General features: G+C 54.7%; 14 protein-coding genes, 1 tRNA gene and 4 pseudogenes. 15 read left to right on the top strand and 4 right to left on the bottom strand.

Annotated elements, in window-relative coordinates; genetic code table 11:
• Positions 1 to 56 precede the first annotated feature (56 nt).
• The 7 genes and pseudogenes from istA (at position 57) to ROLI_RS16155 (ending at position 8073) form a co-directional block, all read left to right on the top strand.
• A pseudogene (gene istA / locus ROLI_RS16185) lies at positions 57 to 1668 on the top strand (IS21 family transposase).
• Positions 1658 to 2490 (top strand): annotated as a pseudogene (gene istB, locus ROLI_RS16180) (IS21-like element helper ATPase IstB). Before istA ends, istB begins: the two co-directional pseudogenes overlap by 11 nt.
• Before the next feature lie 265 nt (positions 2491 to 2755).
• Positions 2756 to 2929: pseudogene (locus tag ROLI_RS16175) on the top strand (DDE-type integrase/transposase/recombinase); the annotation flags it as partial.
• Between the two features lie 202 nt (positions 2930 to 3131).
• Positions 3132 to 3650: a hypothetical protein gene (locus ROLI_RS16170; protein WP_187430927.1), complete on the top strand. Its 519-nt coding sequence runs from the start codon at positions 3132 to 3134 to the stop codon at positions 3648 to 3650.
• Positions 3647 to 5434 carry an alpha/beta hydrolase gene (locus ROLI_RS16165; RefSeq protein ID WP_187430926.1) on the top strand — a complete coding sequence of 596 codons (1788 nt, stop codon included), beginning with the start codon at positions 3647 to 3649 and terminating at the stop codon, positions 5432 to 5434. The genes ROLI_RS16170 and ROLI_RS16165 overlap by 4 nt, the downstream gene beginning before the upstream one ends.
• A 433-nt stretch (positions 5435 to 5867) precedes the next feature.
• A complete protein-coding gene (locus tag ROLI_RS16160; RefSeq protein ID WP_187430925.1) occupies positions 5868 to 6764 on the top strand; it encodes an SDR family NAD(P)-dependent oxidoreductase in 897 nt (298 codons plus the stop codon).
• A gap of 274 nt (positions 6765 to 7038) precedes the next feature.
• Positions 7039 to 8073, top strand: a complete 1035-nt coding sequence (locus ROLI_RS16155; RefSeq protein ID WP_187430924.1) for an IS110 family transposase — start codon at positions 7039 to 7041, stop codon at positions 8071 to 8073.
• A 358-nt stretch (positions 8074 to 8431) separates the two neighbouring features.
• On the opposite strand, the gene ROLI_RS16150 is transcribed toward ROLI_RS16155, so the two are convergent.
• Positions 8432 to 9307 carry a sterol desaturase family protein gene (locus tag ROLI_RS16150; protein ID WP_187430923.1) on the bottom strand — a complete coding sequence of 292 codons (876 nt, stop codon included), beginning with the start codon at positions 9305 to 9307 and terminating at the stop codon, positions 8432 to 8434.
• Positions 9308 to 9452: 145 nt separating this feature from the next.
• Here ROLI_RS16150 and ROLI_RS16145 point away from each other — a divergent pair, with 145 nt between their 5' ends.
• The 4 genes from ROLI_RS16145 (at position 9453) to ROLI_RS16130 (ending at position 13246) form a co-directional block, all read left to right on the top strand.
• On the top strand, positions 9453 to 10058 hold the full coding sequence (locus tag ROLI_RS16145; RefSeq protein WP_187430922.1) for a TetR/AcrR family transcriptional regulator: 606 nt from the start codon (positions 9453 to 9455) through the stop codon (positions 10056 to 10058).
• Between the two features lies 1 nt (position 10059).
• A complete protein-coding gene (locus ROLI_RS16140) occupies positions 10060 to 11127 on the top strand; it encodes a S9 family peptidase (RefSeq protein ID WP_187430921.1) in 1068 nt (355 codons plus the stop codon).
• Positions 11128 to 11194: 67 nt separating this feature from the next.
• Positions 11195 to 12046: an ABC transporter six-transmembrane domain-containing protein gene (locus tag ROLI_RS16135; RefSeq protein WP_187430920.1), complete on the top strand. Its 852-nt coding sequence runs from the start codon at positions 11195 to 11197 to the stop codon at positions 12044 to 12046.
• A gap of 70 nt (positions 12047 to 12116) precedes the next feature.
• Positions 12117 to 13246 (top strand): IS3 family transposase gene (locus tag ROLI_RS16130; RefSeq protein ID WP_338469198.1). Its coding sequence is split into 2 segments (ribosomal slippage): positions 12117 to 12363 and positions 12363 to 13246, totalling 1131 coding nucleotides; the frame shifts between segments, so codons are not numbered across the junction.
• A 39-nt stretch (positions 13247 to 13285) separates the two neighbouring features.
• On the opposite strand, the pseudogene ROLI_RS16125 reads toward ROLI_RS16130, so the two are convergent.
• Positions 13286 to 13705: pseudogene (locus ROLI_RS16125) on the bottom strand (transposase); the annotation flags it as partial.
• 238 nt (positions 13706 to 13943) lie between these two features.
• On the opposite strand from ROLI_RS16125, the gene ROLI_RS16120 reads away from it, so the two are divergent.
• From ROLI_RS16120 to ROLI_RS16110, 3 genes are read left to right on the top strand one after another with little or no spacing between them, the layout of a single operon-like run.
• Positions 13944 to 14213, top strand: coding sequence for a DUF3489 domain-containing protein (locus tag ROLI_RS16120; RefSeq protein ID WP_187432281.1), 270 nt, complete (start codon positions 13944 to 13946; stop codon positions 14211 to 14213).
• A complete protein-coding gene (locus tag ROLI_RS16115; RefSeq protein WP_187432280.1) occupies positions 14101 to 14610 on the top strand; it encodes a DUF2924 domain-containing protein in 510 nt (169 codons plus the stop codon). Before ROLI_RS16120 ends, ROLI_RS16115 begins: the two co-directional genes overlap by 113 nt.
• Positions 14607 to 16247 carry a recombinase family protein gene (locus ROLI_RS16110; protein ID WP_187432279.1) on the top strand — a complete coding sequence of 547 codons (1641 nt, stop codon included), beginning with the start codon at positions 14607 to 14609 and terminating at the stop codon, positions 16245 to 16247. Before ROLI_RS16115 ends, ROLI_RS16110 begins: the two co-directional genes overlap by 4 nt.
• A gap of 173 nt (positions 16248 to 16420) precedes the next feature.
• Here the strand turns inward: ROLI_RS16110 and ROLI_RS16105 are convergent.
• Both ROLI_RS16105 and ROLI_RS16100 read right to left on the bottom strand, forming a co-directional pair.
• Positions 16421 to 16495: transfer RNA gene (locus tag ROLI_RS16105), tRNA-Gln, on the bottom strand.
• 213 nt (positions 16496 to 16708) lie between these two features.
• Complete coding sequence (locus ROLI_RS16100) at positions 16709 to 17701, bottom strand: NADPH:quinone reductase (RefSeq protein WP_187432278.1); 993 nt, start codon at positions 17699 to 17701, stop codon at positions 16709 to 16711.
• 96 nt (positions 17702 to 17797) lie between these two features.
• Between ROLI_RS16100 and ROLI_RS16095 the strand changes: the two genes are divergently transcribed.
• On the top strand, positions 17798 to 18709 hold the full coding sequence (locus ROLI_RS16095) for a haloalkane dehalogenase (protein ID WP_187432277.1): 912 nt from the start codon (positions 17798 to 17800) through the stop codon (positions 18707 to 18709).
• Positions 18710 to 18718: the final 9 nt, after the last annotated feature.

Genomic DNA, 18718 nt, shown 5'->3' with positions numbered 1-18718 from the left:
CCCATGTAACGACGCTACCCTGACGCTTTTGTTCGGGGAGATATGGAGTGATCGACATGGGATTTTTAAGTGTCATTCGACGTTGGGCATTACGTGAAGGGATGCCAATTCGTGAGATAGCCCGGCGTACTGGCCTGTCTCGCAATACCATCAAGAAGTACCTGCGAGAGGGCGCTGTTGAGCCTAAGTTCAAGACACCCAAACGACCGAGTAACCTTGATCCGTATGCGGATCGTTTGTCTGCATGGTTATTGGCTCAGACACGCAAATCGCGCAAAGAGCGGCGTACTGTGAAGCAGATGCACGCCGATTTGGTGAAGTTGGGCTATGTGGGATCCTATGCGCGCGTGGCCGCTTTTGCCCGTGCATGGCGTGAAGACCGGCATCGTGTGGAGCAAACAACTGGACGCGGCACGTTTGTGCCTTTGGTATTCCAACCCGGCGAAGCGTTCCAGTTTGACTGGAGCGAAGATTGGGCCACTATAGGTGGTGAACGGGCCAAGCTTCAGGTGGCCCATACGAAGCTCTCGCACAGCCGGGCATTCTTGGTGCGCGCATATCCATTGCAAACGCATGAGATGCTGTTCGATGCCCATTGGCATGCATTCCGCGTGTTCGGCGGCGTGCCCGGGCGCGGTATCTATGACAACATGAAGACTGCTGTGGACCGTGTTGGCCGTGGCAAACAGCGCGACATCAACGCGCGCTTCAAAGCGATGGCCAGTCACTATGTTTTTGAACCTGAGTTTTGCAACCCAGCGGCGGGCTGGGAGAAAGGCCAGGTGGAGAAGAACGTTCAGGATGCACGCAATCGCATGTGGCAGGTTATGCCTGTCTTCAAGGATCTGGATGAGCTGAACCAATGGCTGGAAGACCGCTGTATCGCCCTTTGGGCCGAGACACCGCACCGGGAACTGCCCGGCACTATTGCCGACGCTTGGGAAGCGGAGAAGCCCATGTTGATGGCATTGCCACCAGCCTTCGACGGCTTTGTAGAACACAGTAAGCGTGTGTCGCCCACATGCCTGATCACCTTCGAACGCAATCGCTACAGTGTGCCTGCCAGCTTTGCCAACCGGCGGATCAGCTTGCATGTTTACCCAGAACGGCTGGTCATAGTGGCCGAGGGACAGACCGTTTGCACACATGAACGGCTCATAGATCGGTCACACCGTAAACCCGGTCGTGTTATCTACGATTGGCGTCACTACCTCGCTGTAATCCAACGCAAACCCGGTGCTCTGCGCAATGGTGCGCCGTTCACCGAGATGCCTGAAGCCTTCCGCCTCCTGCAGGGTCATCTGCTGCGCAGAGAAGGCGGTGACCGTGACCCTCTCGGGACATTGCTACGCAATACCCTGACAGGCAGTGGATGGTCGATATCCTATCATTGGTTTTGCACCATGATGAGAATGCCGTTCTGTGTGCCGTAGAATTGGCCTTGGAGGCTGGCGTGCCCACCAAGACCCACATTCTGAACCTGTTGCACCGGTTGATAGACGGAACACACACTGATCTCCCAGAAGTCGATCCGCCCCCCTCTCGGCAGATTGCTTCGCAATCGCCTGTCGGGCAATGGATGCCTTGGCATTGGAAACAGCGCCAAAGGCAAACGTGGACCGCTATGATGATCTGAGACAGTCTGGGGGAAAACGCCATGCGTCATGACCCAGCAGGAGCCTCAATCGTGATCATGCTGCGCAGCCTCAAACTTTATGGCATGGCAAACGCGGTAGAAGATCTGGTCGCCCAAGGTGGGCCAGCTTTTGACGCCGCAACACCGATGTTGTCCCAACTACTCAAGGCAGAGATCGCTGAACGGGAAGTGCGCTCAATCGCATATCAAACAAAGGTGGCCCGCTTCCCGTCATACAAGGACCTCGCTGGCTTTGACTTCAAATCCAGCGACATCAATGAGGCCACTGTCCGGCAGTTACACCGGTGCGAGTTTATGGAGAATGCTGAGAACGTCGTGCTCATCGGCGGCCCCGGGACGGGCAAGAGTCATGTCGCAACGGCCATCGGCGTTCAGGCCATTGAACATTACCGGCGCAAAGTGCGCTTCTACTCAACCGTCGAACTGGTCAACGCGCTAGAACAGGAAAAGGCGCTCGGCAAGACCGGAAAGATGGCAGAGATGATGACCAAAATTGATCTCGTGATTTTGCCCTCCCGGCAGCATGCTTTGCATGCGCCTGCCGGGTAAGAGACGAACTTGGCTACTTGCCGTTCAGTCCATCCGGCGGCGCACTGCTGTTCCATCTGCTGAGCAAACTCTACGAGCGAACCAGCGTCATCATAACCACCAACCTCAGCTTCTCAGAATGGGCACAGGTCTTTGGAGATGCAAAGATGACAACCGCGCTTCTGGATCGCCTCACACACCGCTGCCACATCCTGGAAACTGGAAACGACAGCTACCGCTTCAAAGCCAGCTCAGAGGCTGCAAAGAAAAAACGAAAGGAAAAGCCAACATTGACCAACACATAAACGCTGATACATAAACAGGTGGGTCAAATCTCGGTGAAAATACCGGGTCAGTTCTCAACGCAAATCAACACAGGAGCCACCCACAGATGCCGTCCGCGTCGCCTCAACTATGCTGCAGTGCGGCCCGCCAGACCGGCCATTCGCGGCAACCGCGAAATATGATACCTGGTGAATTCACACAGTCGGGACACTTCAGACCTTTGCTTCTTTCGTACCAACGTACGCTACGACGATCTGTTTAAACGGTTGTTCCGGCCAGTAGGTTGAGTTCTGGGTCGATGCGCAGAACAAAGCCATCCACAAGTTCGGCGCGCCACAGATCATGAATACCGATCAGGGTAGCCAGTTCACATCATTTGCGTGGACGGATCGGCTACGACGGTCAGCTGTCCGTATCTCAATGCACGGCAAAGGCCGCTTCTTGGACAACATCTTTGTCTAACGACTGTGGCGGAGCCTGAAATATGAGTGCGTCTATGCGGCCTCCGTGCCGAGGCGAAAAGGTCTATGGTCAAACACGTGATGAGATTTTAACAGTGCAATACGTAAGTTACAGCACGCCGACAGATATCAAGTTTGACAATTCCACAGAACAGCGGCACCTTTTCTGAATTTCCAGATCGAAATTGAAGGTGGCAATTGTGAAAACAGCGTCAGCATTAGAATCGGCCCGCGACTCGATGAAATGGTGGAACCGATATTATCACTCGCTTCTTTACCTCCACTATTTCCTCGGAATCCTCGGAATCTTGATAGGGGCTTTGATTGCTGCCGATTTCAGTTCGTCTGTGTCCTTTTTAGACAACCAGGTCTTGGGTGTCGTTTCGACCATCATTGTCGGTGTCGTCAGCTTTGTGCAACCGGGCCGCATGGCGAGCGCTTTTTACGACGCGTATTGGCGGATGCGCGTCGCGATCTTGCGCCACGTTGAGGGACAAGCGGATGTGGGCAAGCTGGTCGATGCCATCGAAAACGGGTTTACGGCTGTTGGGGAAATTCAACCCGAACCGCGCGACTCCGTTCATGAGGACGACCAAAGCGATTTGACCGACGACCAAAAAGCAAAACTGGCCGCGTTCCGGACGGCCCTTCTAGCGGAAGGCGAGCCGCCCGATCCAGCCCCGGGCCCAGACGATACCCCGCCCGAGCCGTCGAAATGAGCATTCAGAAAACCATCGACGCACCCCCGCTGCGCGCACGGATTAAATTCTTAACACCCTATGGCGCCTCAAAGCAGCTTGTTGTTCTTCTGCATTCCTATCGCGCTAGCGCAGAAACTTTGGGTAGCGTCAGTGATCTTGTAAGACAAGCGTTTCCTGATGCGGATCAGTATGTCCCGGAACTTGCGTTGGAAACGGATGCACTGACGGACCCAGAAGTGCTGGCGCAACATCATTGTGAGGGCATCAACAAGATCTGCGGCGCGCACGATTATGACAGCATTTTTTTTGTTGGGCACAGTATCGGCGGCTTGTTGGCCCGTCGCATTTACCTGAACGCCTTGAACGCGTCCGAGCAGGGTAACGGCGCGTCCCATTGGGTCGACAAGGTCGAACGCATCATCCTGCTCGCAGGGATGAACCGGGGGTGGCAGGCCGGGCACCAACTGAGCTTATGGAACCTTATTCGATGGCGCATCGGGGCCGTCCTTGCTGTATTACATGGGCTGACCAACAAATCGCCGCTGCTGATCATGTCTGTGCGCCGCGGGGCGCCATTCATAACGCGGCTGCGGGTGGACTGGATCGACGCCAGTCACGCCGCAAAGAGGGCGGGACGGACGTTTCCCAAGGTGGTGCAGTTGTTGGGATCCATCGATGATATGGTCGCACCGTCCGATAACATCGACCTCGTGTCTGGAAGCGATTTTTACTATCTGGACGTGCCGTATTCAGGGCATGCCAATGTAGTTGAATTGGATGCGCGCGAAAAAGTCCGCACGGTTGAGGGCGCGATGGTCGAGGTTGGTGCCTTGCGTCGCGCTGTATTAACCCGTGCCCTCGCAGCCGAACTCCGCGAATTGAAAGACGCCTCATACATTCCCTCTGACGAGCCTGTGCCAGAGGCCAATGAGGCGATTACGGACGTTGTTTTTGTTATCCACGGCATTCGCGATGTCGGGCATTGGACCCAAAAAATAGCCCGCGCCATTTTGTCCAAGCACAAGACAGCACACGGAGCGATCCTGTTGGAACCAGAGACGCCAAGCTATGGTTTTTTCCCGATGTTGCCATTCCTCATGCCCTGGAAACGACGTCAAAAAGTTGAATGGTTTATGGATCAGTTTGCACAAGCCAAAGCCAAGTTTCCGAATGCAAAATTTTCCTATGTTGGCCACAGTCATGGCACATATCTGCTCGCACGTGCGTTGCAGGATTATGAGTTCGTGAAATTCAAGAATGTGCTCTTTGCGGGCAGTGTGGTGCGGTCCGGTTTCCCTTGGAAGACGCTAATCGATGACGGGCGGATTGAGAACGTGTTTAACTATGTAGCGACATCAGATTGGGTCGTTGCCATCTTCCCAAAAGCCATCGAATTGACCAACCTTCAGGACCTTGGCAGCGCCGGTCATGACGGGTTTAAGGCATTGAAAAGCGAACAATACTTGGGCTATGCACCGACCCAATCAAGTGGAGAAAGATTAGAACAAACTTTTATAAGAGGATCCCATAGTGCCGCGTTGGTGGAAGAAAATTGGGATGCAATTGCCGAATTTGTTGTGAATGGTACACCACCGGACATTCCTGAGAGTATTCGCGCAAGCACCCAAGCCAATTGGCTGGCGATTACAGCTGGGTTTGCGCCACTTGTTTGGATTGTCATAGCCGCATTTCTTGTTTTGATTGGGTCCGGCATCTGGCGTCTGAGCGAGTCTGATATTGTCAGCACAATCTTGATAGGGATTTATGGCTTGCTGCTCTGGAAAGTTGTAACTCGGCTATGACTGACCATTGAGCGAGCCTTGACGTCTTTGAAAGGCGTGTTGAGTTTGCTTTGTAAGTACAACGCATGTGTCATCGCTCGAAGAACGCGCTTGCTTCGACACATGTTTTAAAAGGTGGCTGAGGCCAGCATTCAATGCAATCTTCAAAAGCTCACGGCCCATTCCGGACCTTGGCCACCCAGTCAACATGCTGCGGTGCGGCCCGTCGAAGCGACCATTCGTGCATTGTGCAGCATTTTTGGGCTGAAACGTCAGTGTGCGGACGGAGCCACCTTTCGCCGCGCTCGCAGAAACCTCCGCTTTTCCAAAGTGTTCGCATCGGCGCTGCGCTAACTGCGTGCTTTGGGTTTCGAAGATGCTATGGACGTGGAATCTCAAAGTGAACTATTTCGTTCAGTTGAGTGTACACCCTTTAAACCCAAGGAGATGATAAGTGCACTCTGAACTTCCAAACATTCGTCCGCCCAAAAGTCGCGTTTTGAGAGTAATGGCTTCGATGTGGCAGCGACGCAGCCAGACCCTCGACTGCCCATCGGCACCAGATCTGAAAGGCAAATCTGTCTTGGTGACTGGAGGACAATCTGGTGTAGGTGAGTTCATTTCCCGTGGCTTGATAGCGAGAGGCGCACGCGTCACAACACTGTCACGCGGTGTTTCCAAAGGCACCTCGAAGGGTCTGGATGCGCATGCTCTTATCGGGGATCTGTCGGAACCCGCGTCCATCGTTGCCGCATTGGACACCGTCCGTGATGCGATGTTCGACATCTTGATTTGTAACGCAGGTATTATGGCCAACAGTTACTCTGAAAACAGCATGGGTGTCGAGAAAACCTTTTCTGTCAATGTCTTGGGGCACCACGTTGTCTATCAGACCCTAATCAAAAGAGATCAGCTGGTTCCTCAGGCAAAAGTGATCATGACAACGGGCGACATCTACGCAATAGCCAACGATAGCACCCCCGATTTTCAATTTAAGATGGGGCCACAAGCATACGCGCGAAGCAAACTAGGAAACATATGGCAAATGCGGGAAATCAATGACCGTTTTCCGCAATTGAACGCTTTCACGGTTCACCCCGGCGTCGTCGCCAGTGGGTTTGCGGGGGCTAAATCTGGATTTGTTGGCACCCTGAAGAGGCGGCTATTTATATCTGAACAGCAAGGTGCCCAAACTGCCTTGATTGCTGCGACACAAGATATCGCAAGAGGGGATTATCTGCATAACATATTTGGAAAAGTCAATTTGCGGCCTGATGATGTTGCCCGCGACAAGGTCAAGTCAAAGGCTCTTTGGCAAGTGTTGGAAAGGTTGTCGGAGCAGTACCTTTAGAACCAATATTTTGACAACACTCGGAGCGTTCTATTCGACACCGCCATGATGCTAAGCGGTCATTTGCGCCTTGCACAGCATCGGTGACTCTGGGCTCTTTTGAAGCTTTCGCCGCGTTCGTCACGAGTGGCCGGTGTAAGGAGGAGCCTACATTCGCTGCATCGCGCATGAACAAGCGAGACGCGGACAAAGCATGAGTAATCGGGCTGACCAAGCTGATGGGTCAGGTTCTTGATATAGTTGCAGTGTATTTCTGCAATTTAAGGAGAACGAGATGGATTACTATGTTGGATTAGATGTTTCGCTGCGTTCAGTCGCCGTTTGCGTTGTGGATAGCGATGGTAAGGCAATTCTTGAACGATCCGTTCCTTGTGAGATTGAGGATATCGCCGATTGCTTGCTGGCTTTCCAGACTGCCAAATTACGCCTTGGATTTGAAGCCGGTGCGATGAGCCAATTCTTGTTCTTTGGATTGCAGGCAGAGGGATTTGATGTTGTCTGCATGGAGGCGCGCCAAGTCAATGCGGCCTTGTCTGCAATGCGCAATAAAACTGACAAATCAGACGCTCGTGGGATTGCTCAGGTATTACGATCTGGATGGTACAATTCTGTTCATATCAAAAGCCGCGAGGCGCACGCGGTTCGGGCACTCTTGAGTAGCCGCAAAGCTGTTCAGAGAAAGTGCATCGACTTGGCTAACGAGATACGCGGTTTGTTCCGCATCTTCGGCCTTCGGCTGCCATCTCGCGTAGAACAGAGCTCATTTGATGAACGCGTGCGCCCGATTATAGAGGCTGATCAGGGCTTATCTTATGCATTGCTTCCATTATTGGATGCGCGTGTGCAGCTCTACCAAGCTTATCGTGAGTTGGATCGCAGGGTGAAGCGGATCGCCAGCAATGATGAGATCTGCATGCGGTTTATGGCGATACCTGGAGTGGGACCGATTGCAGCGTTGACATTCAAAGCTGCCGTAGACGATCCCAGCCGCTTCACCAACTCAAGAACAGTGGCCGCCCATTTTGGTCTCACACCACGACGATATCAGTCAGGTGAGAAAGACAATCCCGGGCGCATCTCAAAGGCCGGTGATCCGGATGTACGATCTGCCCTCTACAGCGCCGCCAACGCCATGATGATGCGATCGATTGCCGGATCAGAGATCAAAAGTTGGGGCCTGCGATTGATGAAGCGAAAAGGCCGTCGCAGGGCTGTTGTCGCCGTTGCTAGAAAACTTGCCGTCGTCATGCATCGTATGTGGGCGGACAATACAGAATTCCATCAAAAACCATTGGAGGTCGCCACATGAACTGACAAAAATCTCTAACGATTAATGATGGGATCGTCCCTCTACCGGACGAGGTCTGTGGAAGACGCCGAAAAATGGTGCTGCGCCACTTGAAGCGCGAGACTAAGCTGGGTGCTCCATAACCGATCCGACACATGCATGCAGCGGTCCAACCGAACCGGACCAATAATGACTGCGAAGAGAAGCGTGACCCGGATGAGTGACAACAATCCCCGTAACCGAGGAAATAACACGATGATTTAAACTTGACCCAAACGCTCGATTAGAGAAGTACCAGTTCGCAGCGTCTACGCCGATGACTGCTTTCAACTTGGCGTTCCACAAATGAGTTTAAAAGGTTCAAAGGAAAGCCCAGCCGTCAACCTTTGTCAGACCTAAAGTACTCTGGACGCCATGACAGCCGCCCGAAGCAGATCCATAGCTTGTCACGCCACGTCTGGCATCTGCGCATGTCGCGCAGGATATTGCGGTATTCGATGAAATTGATAGTAACCGGATTGTTGGTTTCGATGTTTTCAGTCAGGCCGTAGGTGACCGCACCGTCTTCGCGTTGGAACGTGCCAAATAGCTTGTCCCAAATGATCAGAACGCCGCCAAAATTCTTATCTAGGTATTTGTGGTTTGATCCATGGTGAACACGGTGGACGGACGGTGTGTTGAACACTTCGTCGAGCCAACCCAGTTTGCGGACCCGCTCAGTATGAATCCAGTGTTGATACTGGGCCACGAAAACGAGGCAGATGATCGCTTGAAACGGGTTGAAGCCCAGCAAAATCATCGGAATCAGAAATATCCACTCAAACAGGCCTTCGACCCAGCTCAGTCGGAAGCCGACCGTCAGGTTATAATCCTCTGACGAGTGATGGACAGAGTGGCTGGCCCACAGGATGCGGCGTTCGTGCTCGATCCGGTGCAGCCAATAATAGGTAAAGTCAGCTGCTAAAAACGCCAGTATCCAGGTCCACCACAGCATCGGAATTTCCCATGGCACAAGCCAGTAGAACGGTAGCAGGCCAATAAAGCCGATGGAGGCAAAGATCGTACCGTCCAAGACCTGACCAACAATGAAGATTACACAGTTCGAGGCGCTGTCCTTCCAGCGACGTTCTTTTTCTGTGGCAAGATCAAGGATCACTTCGCCGGTGGTCAGGGCAAGATTGATCAGGAAGATCGTACCCACGATGATCAGTAGAAATGATGTCTCAAAGAGGTCAGTGAGCGTTTCAACTGTCATGACGAAGCCCCTGACCTGAACGCGAAACGCACAAAAGGTCAGAATACCAGTGATTCTGCATTTTCATCTCCGTATCTCTCTGCTATTGATTCGATGAACGATTGTTCACTGAATAATACTGCGCAGACACACAAAAAGGGTCAACATGGAAAATACCAAACCGGAACGGACCAATCGTGAAGAGACGACACGCGCCCGCCGCACGCTTTTGGTCGAGACGGCAATCACCTGTTTCGTCGAACAAGGCATTGCCCGGACGGGAATGCGCGACATCGCATCGCAGGCCGGGGTAAGTGTTGGAAACCTTTACAACCACTTTCCCGGACGAGACGACTTAATCGCGGAGATCGCGCAAATTGAAACGGCGGGGCTTGCCGAGGTTGTGGCGCAGGTTGCGACTTGTAGCGATGCGCGACAAGCGGTCGATGTCTTCGTCAAAAGTTACTTTGCCTACTGCGCTGACCCCGTATCGGCGGTCCTGACGGTCGAGATCACGTCGGAAGCCCTGCGCAACCCCGCGATCGAAGGCCTGTTCAGCGGTAATCGGGCAATGCTGGTGGACACATTGGCGAAGGCAATTGCGGATTGTGGACAGGAAAAAACCCAAGCAAACGAAAGTGCCGGTCTAGTTCTCGATACCATCGAAGGCTTTGCACTGCGTGTCGGGCTAACGGGGAAAAAGCCGAAAAAGCGCGAAACTGAGGCTCTGATTTCATTTGTGCGCTCTGCTTTGACACCCCAAGGAGACTGATATGCGTCGCACGTTTCTCACTGTCACGGGTCTTGTCGTCCAGCTCGTGCTGATTGTCGGGCTTATCCTCAAGTTTTCAAACATCACGGACTTTGAACTTCCGCAGAACGATCAGAAGACCGTGTCATTTTCCCAAGGCGGCAACGAGCTGGAAGGAACGTTGATCATGGCGTCCACCGATGGTCCTGTCGTGCTTCTTGTCCATGGCGACGGGGCCCAAGACCGTTGGTCCGATAGTGGCTATCTGCCGCTCGTCAACACACTGCTCGACGCAGGGATCTCGGTGTTCAGCTGGGACAAGCCGGGTGTGGGCGCGTCCACTGGAAACTGGCTGCACCAATCCATGCAGGATCGCGCGGATGAAACACTCGCCGCTGTTGCGGCTCTTCGGCAAGTGTCGGGGTTCGAACAAAGGCGCATTGGCTTGGTTGGATTTTCACAAGCGGGCTGGGTTTTGCCGCGTGCGTCTGCACAAACAGATGATGTCTCATTTCTGGTGATCATGGGCGGTGCGATCAACTGGCAGGCCCAAGGTCGCTACTACGCGGCCATCCGGTTGGAGCAGGAAGGTAAGACACCTACTGAAATTGTGGTGGAGCTGACGCGGCAAGCGGCGGCGCACCGTGTCTGGTTCGGGGGCGATACAACGTACGAGGAATACATTGGGGCGGAACGCGCCATTGGTCAGTCCGAGGATCGGATCCTATCCGAAGACAGGTTTCACTTTGCCCGACTGAACTTTCGTGAAGATGCCCGCCGCAACATTGCTGGACTGACCCTGCCGGTGCTGGTTTTGTCGGGAGCCGAAGACTTGAACACAGACCCGCAGGAAACGGTTTCCGTTTACAGGTCGCTGCTGGACGGGGTGCATCCGCTTAGTCAGTTTCACATCGTTCCCGTCGCCACACATGCGTTGCTGTCGGCAAATCGCTACAACTACCAACTTCCCGATCAATGGCCCTTAGCTACGCAGGCAAGGTTTGTTCTGTCAGGCCGCAATGCCTTTGAGGGTGACGTTCTCGAAACCCTCACAGACTGGATCGCCAATGTCTCCAAGGGCGCATCCTGATGCTGCGCGTCCTGCCTGTCTCCTTTGTCGTCTTCGTGATACTCAGAGCGGCGGCCAGGTCTGACCGATGCTGAAGGATGGTCCGATCACAATTCCGGCCCTGCTGCGACGGTTCTGGCGTCGTATCGGGCTAACGTGGTTGCTAACGCTGTTCGAGACTGCCCTTACCGCTTTGATCCCCCTTTTCATCGGGTTCGCAATTGACGGGTTGCTGGCGCAAGATACGCACGCGTTGTTTCAACTGGTCATCGTTATGGCGGCTTTGATTGTAGTCAGCGTCGCGCGCCGCGCCTATGACACCCGCGTGTTCGGCACTGTGCGGGTGGAGGTGGGAAAGGCGCAGGCGGCACGCGGGCGAGAACAACCAATCTCGATGCTGAACGCGCGCCTTGGCATGGGGCGCGAGCTGGTCGACTTTCTCGAAAACGATCTGCCGATGGTGATGGCAGCACTGGTCCAGCTTGTTGTCTCGATTATCGTGTTGCTCGCATTCGATACGATGCTGGCGTTCGCCGGAGCGGTAGCTGTAGTGGCAATGTTATTGATTTATGCCCTGTTTCATCGCCGGTTCTACAGGCTGAACGGGCATCTGAACCAACAGAACGAACGCCAAATCAGCATTCTTGAAGCCCGCAAACCGCGTCGCTTGCTATCGCACCTGTCACATCTGCGTAGGATCGAAGTCCGCCTTTCCGATACTGAATCTGGCCTTTACGGGGCAATCTTCATAGTTCTTTTGGGCGTTGTGGTTTTCAATCTTTGGTATGCGACTACAACACTGCACATCACGATTGGCGCGATTTTTTCCGTCGTCACTTACTCATGGGAGTTCGTTGACTCTGCGATAGCACTTCCGGTCTCCCTACAAGGGTGGTCGCGCCTGTCGGAGATCACGAAGCGGATCAATCCAGCTACCTGACGCCTTTTGGTCTTGCCACGTTTTAGTTCCGGTCTCTTTCGAGCAATGTTTGCTATGAAGGAGATAGAGAATGGCACCGAGATACACAGACGAGTTTCGTCTTGATGCAGTACGCATCGCAACGACCAGTGGGCTGACACGACCGCAAGCGGCAGCGGATTTAGGAGTTGGGCTTTCGACGTTGAACAAGTGGGTTCAAAAGCATCAGCATGACAACCTGATGTCGGGTCCTCACGAGGATGTCGAGAAAGAGAACGAACGCCTTCGCAAGGAAGTTCGGTTGCTTCGCGAGGAGAGGGAAGTGTTAAAAAAAGCGGCAATCTTTTTTGCAGGCCAAAGTCGGTGAGGTTCGCCTTTATCGACGCCTGGAAAGAAGAATGGCCTGTCGAATTTCTTTGCCGCGTCATGCAGGTTACGTCGCGAGGATTTCGCGCGTGGCGAAGCCGCCCGATGAGCCAGCGACAGCGCGACGATATGGTGATCCTGGCGCATATCCGCGAACAGCACCGCTTAAGCCTGCAAAGCTATGGCGGGCCTCGCATGACCGAAGAACTGCAAGAACTGGGTCTGCAAGTTGGGCACCGGCGCGTGGGCCGCTTAATGCGGGAGAATAGCATCAAAATCATCAGGACCCAGAAATACAAGGTTACGACCGACAGCAATCATGCGTTTAACATCGCCCCTAACTTGCTGGGCCAGGACTTCTTTGCAGATGGTCCAAACCAAAAGTGGGCCGATGACATTTCCTACATCTGGACCAGTGAGGGCTGGTTGTATCTGGCAGTGATCCTTGATTTGTATTCCCGTCGTGTCATCGGTTGGGCGGTTAGCAATCGTATGAAGCGGGATCTGGCGATCCGAGCATTGGATATGGCTGTGGCACTGCGGCAACCGCCGAAGGGCTGCATGCATCATACGGATCGCGGGTCGCAATATTGTTCAGGCGACTATCAGAAACGGCTGTCTAAACACGGCTTCCAAGTTTCGATGAGCGGTAAGGGAAACTGCTACGACAATTCCATGGTTGAAACGTTCTTCAAATCACTCAAGGCAGAGCTGATTTGGCGCAACCGCTGGGAAACCAGGCGTAAAGCCGAAGGGGCGATTTTCCAGTATATCAATGGGTTCTACAATCCACGACGGCGGCACTCGTCATTAGGTGGCAAAAGCCCCTTGGCCTTCGAACGAAAGGCTGCCTAAATGAGTTGAGAGACCGGAACGCAACCGCGACAAGACCAGCCCGCTCACCAAACCATCCGCGATGCACCGTGCAACGGTCTTCTCAAACAGGTGTCGCAACAATGCACTCTCCCGGAAACGCCCATGCCGGTTCTTGGAGAACGTCGAGTGGTTCGGTACTGGATCAGATAGATCGAGGCGGCAAAACCAACGATACGCCAGATTCAAATGCACCTCTTCACAAAGACGGCGCTCCGAGCGGATGCCAGAACAATAGCCCACAAGCAGCATGCGGATCAGCAGTTCGGGATCAATCGCTGGGCGGCCTGTGTGGCTATAAAACTCGGACAGATACTGGCGGATGCCATCAAGGTCGACGAACCGATCAATCGACCGCAACAGGTGATCTTGTGGGACATGATCATCAAGCGAGAACTCGTAAAACAGCGCTGCCTGTGCCTCCTGCCTTGGTCCCATCATCGCCAAACCCTCCAATCAATATAGCAATTGAATCAGCGAATGGGGCCTCGATCAAGGAAGAGTTTTTCAACAGAATTCGCCCCTCGTGCAGGATTTTCTTATAAACCGACTGGACTTCAGCGGCGGGCAGAGCGGTAGTGTCAGTGCGCGCGATAAGTATTCGCATGGCTCGCCCGGAACCACCGGGCTCTATTCAGTAGCAGCGGGATGTTTCCGCTGATCATCTGAGGAGACAGCCATGACTCATTCACCTAAGAAACGCGTCACCAAGAAAGACCAGCTGATCAGGCTGCTCGGCACGAAGTTGGGAAGCGATATCAAGTCGATGAGCATAAAGCTCGGCTGGCAGCCGCATACGACCCGGGCGGCGCTGAGCGATCTGCGGAAAGCGGGGTATGAGGTTGCCTGCGAGAAGCCAGCGACGGGCGGGCTTGCAAAGTATCGTATCCTGTCCGCGCCAGCATCGCAGCAGGGCAAAACAGCCACGGTATCGGCTCGTGGGGCGTAAACCCGACCCTGAGCGTCCGGCGACACTCGTGCAATGGGAGGCGGTCTTCGGATCGTCTCCGCCGCCGTATCTGTCTGTGCCGTTCATGCAGAAAGCCTTGCGCTATGAAGCACAGTGTAAAGCGTCGGGCGGCGTGCCTGCGGGAACCAAACGCGCGCTGAAACGCATTGCAACAGGGGAACCGGTTGCCGCGTCGAACAGCAGCAGCCTTCGGCCTGGCGCGCAGCTTGTTCGGGAATGGAATGGCAGAACCTATCAGGTTCAGGTCGTGGAAGGTGGCTTTGAATTAGATGGCAAATCGTGGAAATCATTGTCCGCAATCGCCAAACACATCACGGGGGCCACATGGTCAGGCCCGCGCTTTTTTGGGCTCAACAGTCGGGCAGCGCGGCCATGAAAAAACTGCGCTGCGCTATCTACACGCGGAAGTCGTCGGAAGACGGCCTAGAGCAGGAGTTCAACTCGCTCGACGCGCAGCGCGAAGCCTGTGCTGCCTACATCACCAGCCAGAAGCACGAAGGCTGGGTGCTGCTGCCCGAGCACTATGATGACGGTGGCCTGTCGGGAGGCTCGCTGGACCGGCCTGCGCTGCAAAGGCTGCTGCAGGATATCGCTGACGGGTTGGTGGACCAGATCATCGTCTACAAGATCGACCGCCTGACACGCTCGCTCGCTGACTTCTCGAAGATCGTCGATACGCTGGATGCAGCAGAGGCGTCGTTCGTCTCGGTCACGCAGTCGTTCAACACAGCGACCAGCATGGGGCGACTGACACTGAACATGCTGCTGTCGTTTGCGCAGTTTGAGAGGGAAGTGACGGCGGAGCGGATCCGCGACAAGATCGCAGCCTCCAAACGCAGAGGGCTCTGGATGGGTGGGCAGGTGCCGCTGGGATACGATGCGGATGGCAGGACGCTGAAGATCAATGACAGTGAAGCGAAGACAGTCAAGGCGCTCTACGATCTCTACGAACAGCATGGCACCGTCCGGGAAGTAAAGGCCGCTGCAGATCAGCGGGGCTTACGCAGCAGAGTTAGATCGACAGCTGATGGAGCACAAAAAGGCGGCGGGGCGTTTGATCGCGGCCACATTTACCATATCCTGACCAACCCGGTATACGCGGGTCGCATCCGTCACAAGGAAAAGGTCTTTGACGGGCAGCATGATGCGATCATTGAACCGGACCGTTGGGATCGGATCCAGCAGCTTCTGCAAGGCGGTGCGGCAAAAGGCAGGGCGCGCAGGACGGCGAAGCAGCAATCCCTGCTTTGCGGCAAGCTCTTTGATGAGACGGGTGATCGGCTGACCCCATCCCACAGCAGGACCAGGGCAGGGGTTCGGCTTCGGTACTATGTCTCCCACCGCCTGATTAAGAACAGTGGTGAGACTGGAGGTGATGGATGGCGACTGCCCGCCGGGGAACTGGAGATCAAAGTTACCGATCTGATACGCCAACGGCTGAGCGATATGACCTTCATTGGCAGGCTGGTTCCGAACCGCTCCGCAGAAGACATAAAGACTCATCATAGCATCCTGCAAAAGCTGTGTGCCGACAACGACATCGCGGACCTGCTCAATCTCATCGCACGGATCGATCTGAGCCCGGGTGAGCTGACCGTCGCGATTGATGCCGTTCAGCTTGCTGCAATGATCAAAGCGGGTGTTGATGAGATCAACGAGGAGCTACAGATCATCACGACGCCATTCCTGCTGAGGAAGCGCGGCGTTGAGACAAAGCTGGTCCTTTGTGATGCTTCCGCCGGCGCCGATGAAACCCTGATTCAGAACATCGCTAAAGCGCATCTCTGGTTCGAACAGATCAAAGCAGGCAGAACGCTGTCTGAGATTGCGAAAGCCGAAGGCACGACAAACGGCAGGATTTACCAGCTGATCGATCTGGCGTTCCTCGCCCCGGACATCATCCGCGATGTCCTTGATGGCAAACAGGCCCTGGGCCTGACGTCCGACTGGTGCGTGCGTCATAAATTGCCAACCAACTGGCAGGATCAGCGCGCGTTAATCGCGACTCTCTGATCGTCTCCCACCGGACACTCGTATCGCACAAAGCCCGCCCCCAGACTTTGAGGCATATTGGGGCTTGTTTGACGGGTATGTACGGTCTGCGTTGAGTGGGCATACCCGTAACCCACGCAAATGACGCCACTACCTCGAGCGACAGTCGTATCGTCTGCATTCCATGGAGTGTTTGGCTGGGATGGTAGGATTCGAACCTACGATCTACTGTACCAAAAACAGTTGCCCTACCGCTAGGCCACATCCCAACACTGCACTGGTAATTAAGCGGCTCTGCGCTGACGTGCAAGACCCGTTTTTGATAAAAAATGTGCATTTTCCGTTAACATCGTCAGATGTATTTCGCACAGTACGTCCATTGCCCCCTGCAGCCTGGCCTTGTCCACGTCAAAACAATCATGGCTGAGCGCTCGATTTGATCACCTTGCAAGTGTCCCACCCAATATCCGCAGTGTTACCAATCATTTTGTCACATCGATTAGAACGGCCCCGTCGCGTCCGCCATTTTCAACGCTCTCATGTGCCTGTGCCGTTTGCGACAAGGCGTGAATCGATTGAACAGGGCATTCCAATGCACCATCGCGCAGAGCGCCATGCAAACGCGCGATTGCAGCTGCGCGCGCCGTATCAGCCAAAAGGTAAATCAAGACGATGTCGATCGTGACCGCTTTGAAAAGCAGCGGACCAAAGGCGAGGCGTGGAGTCATTTCAGCCGCTGATCCATAGGCTGCAATAACGCCATTTGGCGCGATAATGGCCGTATCGGTGTCAATGTTGCGCCCGAATTCCACCTCAACGATGCGTTGGAGCGGCTGACCGGCATTGGCCGCCAGAATCTGCTCCGCCAGATCGGGCGCGGTGTAATCGAGCACCACGTCCGCCCCAGCGTCCTTGCATCTTTGTATACCGGCACCGCGCGCGGTCGCGATCACCCGCGCACCCCCCCATTTGGCCAGCTGCACGGCAAGAAATCCAACCGTGCCCGCGCCGCCCTGGATCAGAACGGTTTGCCCCGTCACATTGCCGTTGCCAAAAACAGTATGCGCGGCGGTCAGGCCGGGTATCCCTAATACCGCGCCGGTTTCAAAACTGACGTGATCCGGCAACTCCACGGCCTGGGCCGAGGGCAGGGTGATATGCGTCGCCGCCGTCCCAAACGCGCGTTGCCATTGACCGTTCCAGATCCATACACGCTGGCCGATACGGGCGGGATCAACGCCGGCACCCACGGATAGGATCGTGCCAGACCCGTCGCTATGTGGTATGATCTGCTCGAAAGGGGGCTTGGTGACGCCCGGACGTGCGCCCGCGCGCGCCTTTACATCTGAGGGGTTCACACCGGAGAAGGCGAGTGCGACACAAACCTCCCCCGCGCCGGGATCAGGTGATGCGCATTGGGTCATCGCCAAAACATCACGCGCTTTGCCAAAGCGGGTATAACTTATTGCGCGCATTTTTGATCTCTCTTTGTGTTTTGTTCCGATCATGTCTAGCCTAGGGGTATTCCATTTGAATACCACAAGGTATTTGAGGATCGGGTGCGAGGACTTATGAAAGTACTGCGAACCCCGGATGCGCGTTTCGATGGCTTGATCGATTTCCCCTTTGAACCGCATTATCTGAGTATTGACGATACGGAAGGTGGCGCACTTCGGGTGCATTACCTGGATGAGGGTCCGGCTGCGGTTGCGCCGGTTCTCTTGATGCACGGAGAGCCCACATGGTCGTATCTTTATCGTCATATGATCCCGATCCTGACGCAAGCCGGACACCGTGTCGTCGCGCCGGATCTGGTTGGTTTCGGTCGATCCGATAAACCTGCTGAGCGGCAGGATTATACCTATCAGCGTCACGTGGATTGGATGTCTGATGTGCTTGATCAGCTGGATTTGCATAGTATCACGCTGGTCTGCCAGGACTGGGGCGGGCTCATTGGATTGCGGCTGCTGGCGCGTATGCCGCAGCGATTTATCCGGGTGGTGGTTGCGAATACGGCGCTACCAACGGGCGATCAGCCGCTGGGGGCGGCATTCGAAAGCTGGCGTGCCTACTCTCAGGGCGTCGCGGAATTTCGGGCCGGGCGGATCGTGCAGGGCGGTAGCGTGAGGGAATTGAGCGTGCCGGAAATGCAGGCCTATGACGCACCCTTTCCGGATGAGAGCTATAAGGCCGGGGCGCGCCAATTTCCGATGTTGGTGCCGTGCACCGCTGAGGACGTGGAGACGCAAGCCAACGCCGAGGCGTGGGAGGTTTTGCGTGGGCTTGAGGTACCGGTGCTGACCCTCTTTGGGGCTGAGGATAAGATCATGGCAGGCATCGACCAGGTCTTTCAGTCCCAAATGCCCGGTGCCATGGGCCAATCCCACCAGATACTGCCAGAGGCGGGGCATTTTCTGCAAGAAGATGTCGGGCTGGATTTGGCCCTTCGGATCAATGCTTTTATGCGCGATACCGCGCGATGACGGGCTGCA

The sequence above is a fragment of the Roseobacter fucihabitans genome (genome assembly GCF_014337925.2).
In the GTDB taxonomy this organism is placed as follows: domain Bacteria; phylum Pseudomonadota; class Alphaproteobacteria; order Rhodobacterales; family Rhodobacteraceae; genus Roseobacter; species Roseobacter fucihabitans.
Note: the sequence above shows the minus strand (reverse complement) of the source record. Positions and strands in the feature narration are given on the sequence as shown.

Bases quoted from the DNA above. Each gene is read 5' to 3' on its own strand.
- ROLI_RS16165 (WP_187430926.1), top strand. From the start codon at position 3,647: ATGAGCATTCAGAAAACCATCGACGCACCCCCGCTGCGCGCACGGATT.
- ROLI_RS16155 (WP_187430924.1), top strand. From the start codon at position 7,039: ATGGATTACTATGTTGGATTAGATGTTTCGCTGCGTTCAGTCGCCGTT.
- ROLI_RS16150 (WP_187430923.1), bottom strand. From the start codon at position 9,307: ATGACAGTTGAAACGCTCACTGACCTCTTTGAGACATCATTTCTACTG.
- ROLI_RS16145 (WP_187430922.1), top strand. From the start codon at position 9,453: ATGGAAAATACCAAACCGGAACGGACCAATCGTGAAGAGACGACACGC.
- ROLI_RS16140 (WP_187430921.1), top strand. From the start codon at position 10,060: ATGCGTCGCACGTTTCTCACTGTCACGGGTCTTGTCGTCCAGCTCGTG.
- ROLI_RS16135 (WP_187430920.1), top strand. From the start codon at position 11,195: ATGCTGAAGGATGGTCCGATCACAATTCCGGCCCTGCTGCGACGGTTC.
- ROLI_RS16120 (WP_187432281.1), top strand. From the start codon at position 13,944: ATGACTCATTCACCTAAGAAACGCGTCACCAAGAAAGACCAGCTGATC.
- ROLI_RS16115 (WP_187432280.1), top strand. From the start codon at position 14,101: ATGAGGTTGCCTGCGAGAAGCCAGCGACGGGCGGGCTTGCAAAGTATC.
- ROLI_RS16110 (WP_187432279.1), top strand. From the start codon at position 14,607: ATGAAAAAACTGCGCTGCGCTATCTACACGCGGAAGTCGTCGGAAGAC.
- ROLI_RS16100 (WP_187432278.1), bottom strand. From the start codon at position 17,701: ATGCGCGCAATAAGTTATACCCGCTTTGGCAAAGCGCGTGATGTTTTG.
- ROLI_RS16095 (WP_187432277.1), top strand. From the start codon at position 17,798: ATGAAAGTACTGCGAACCCCGGATGCGCGTTTCGATGGCTTGATCGAT.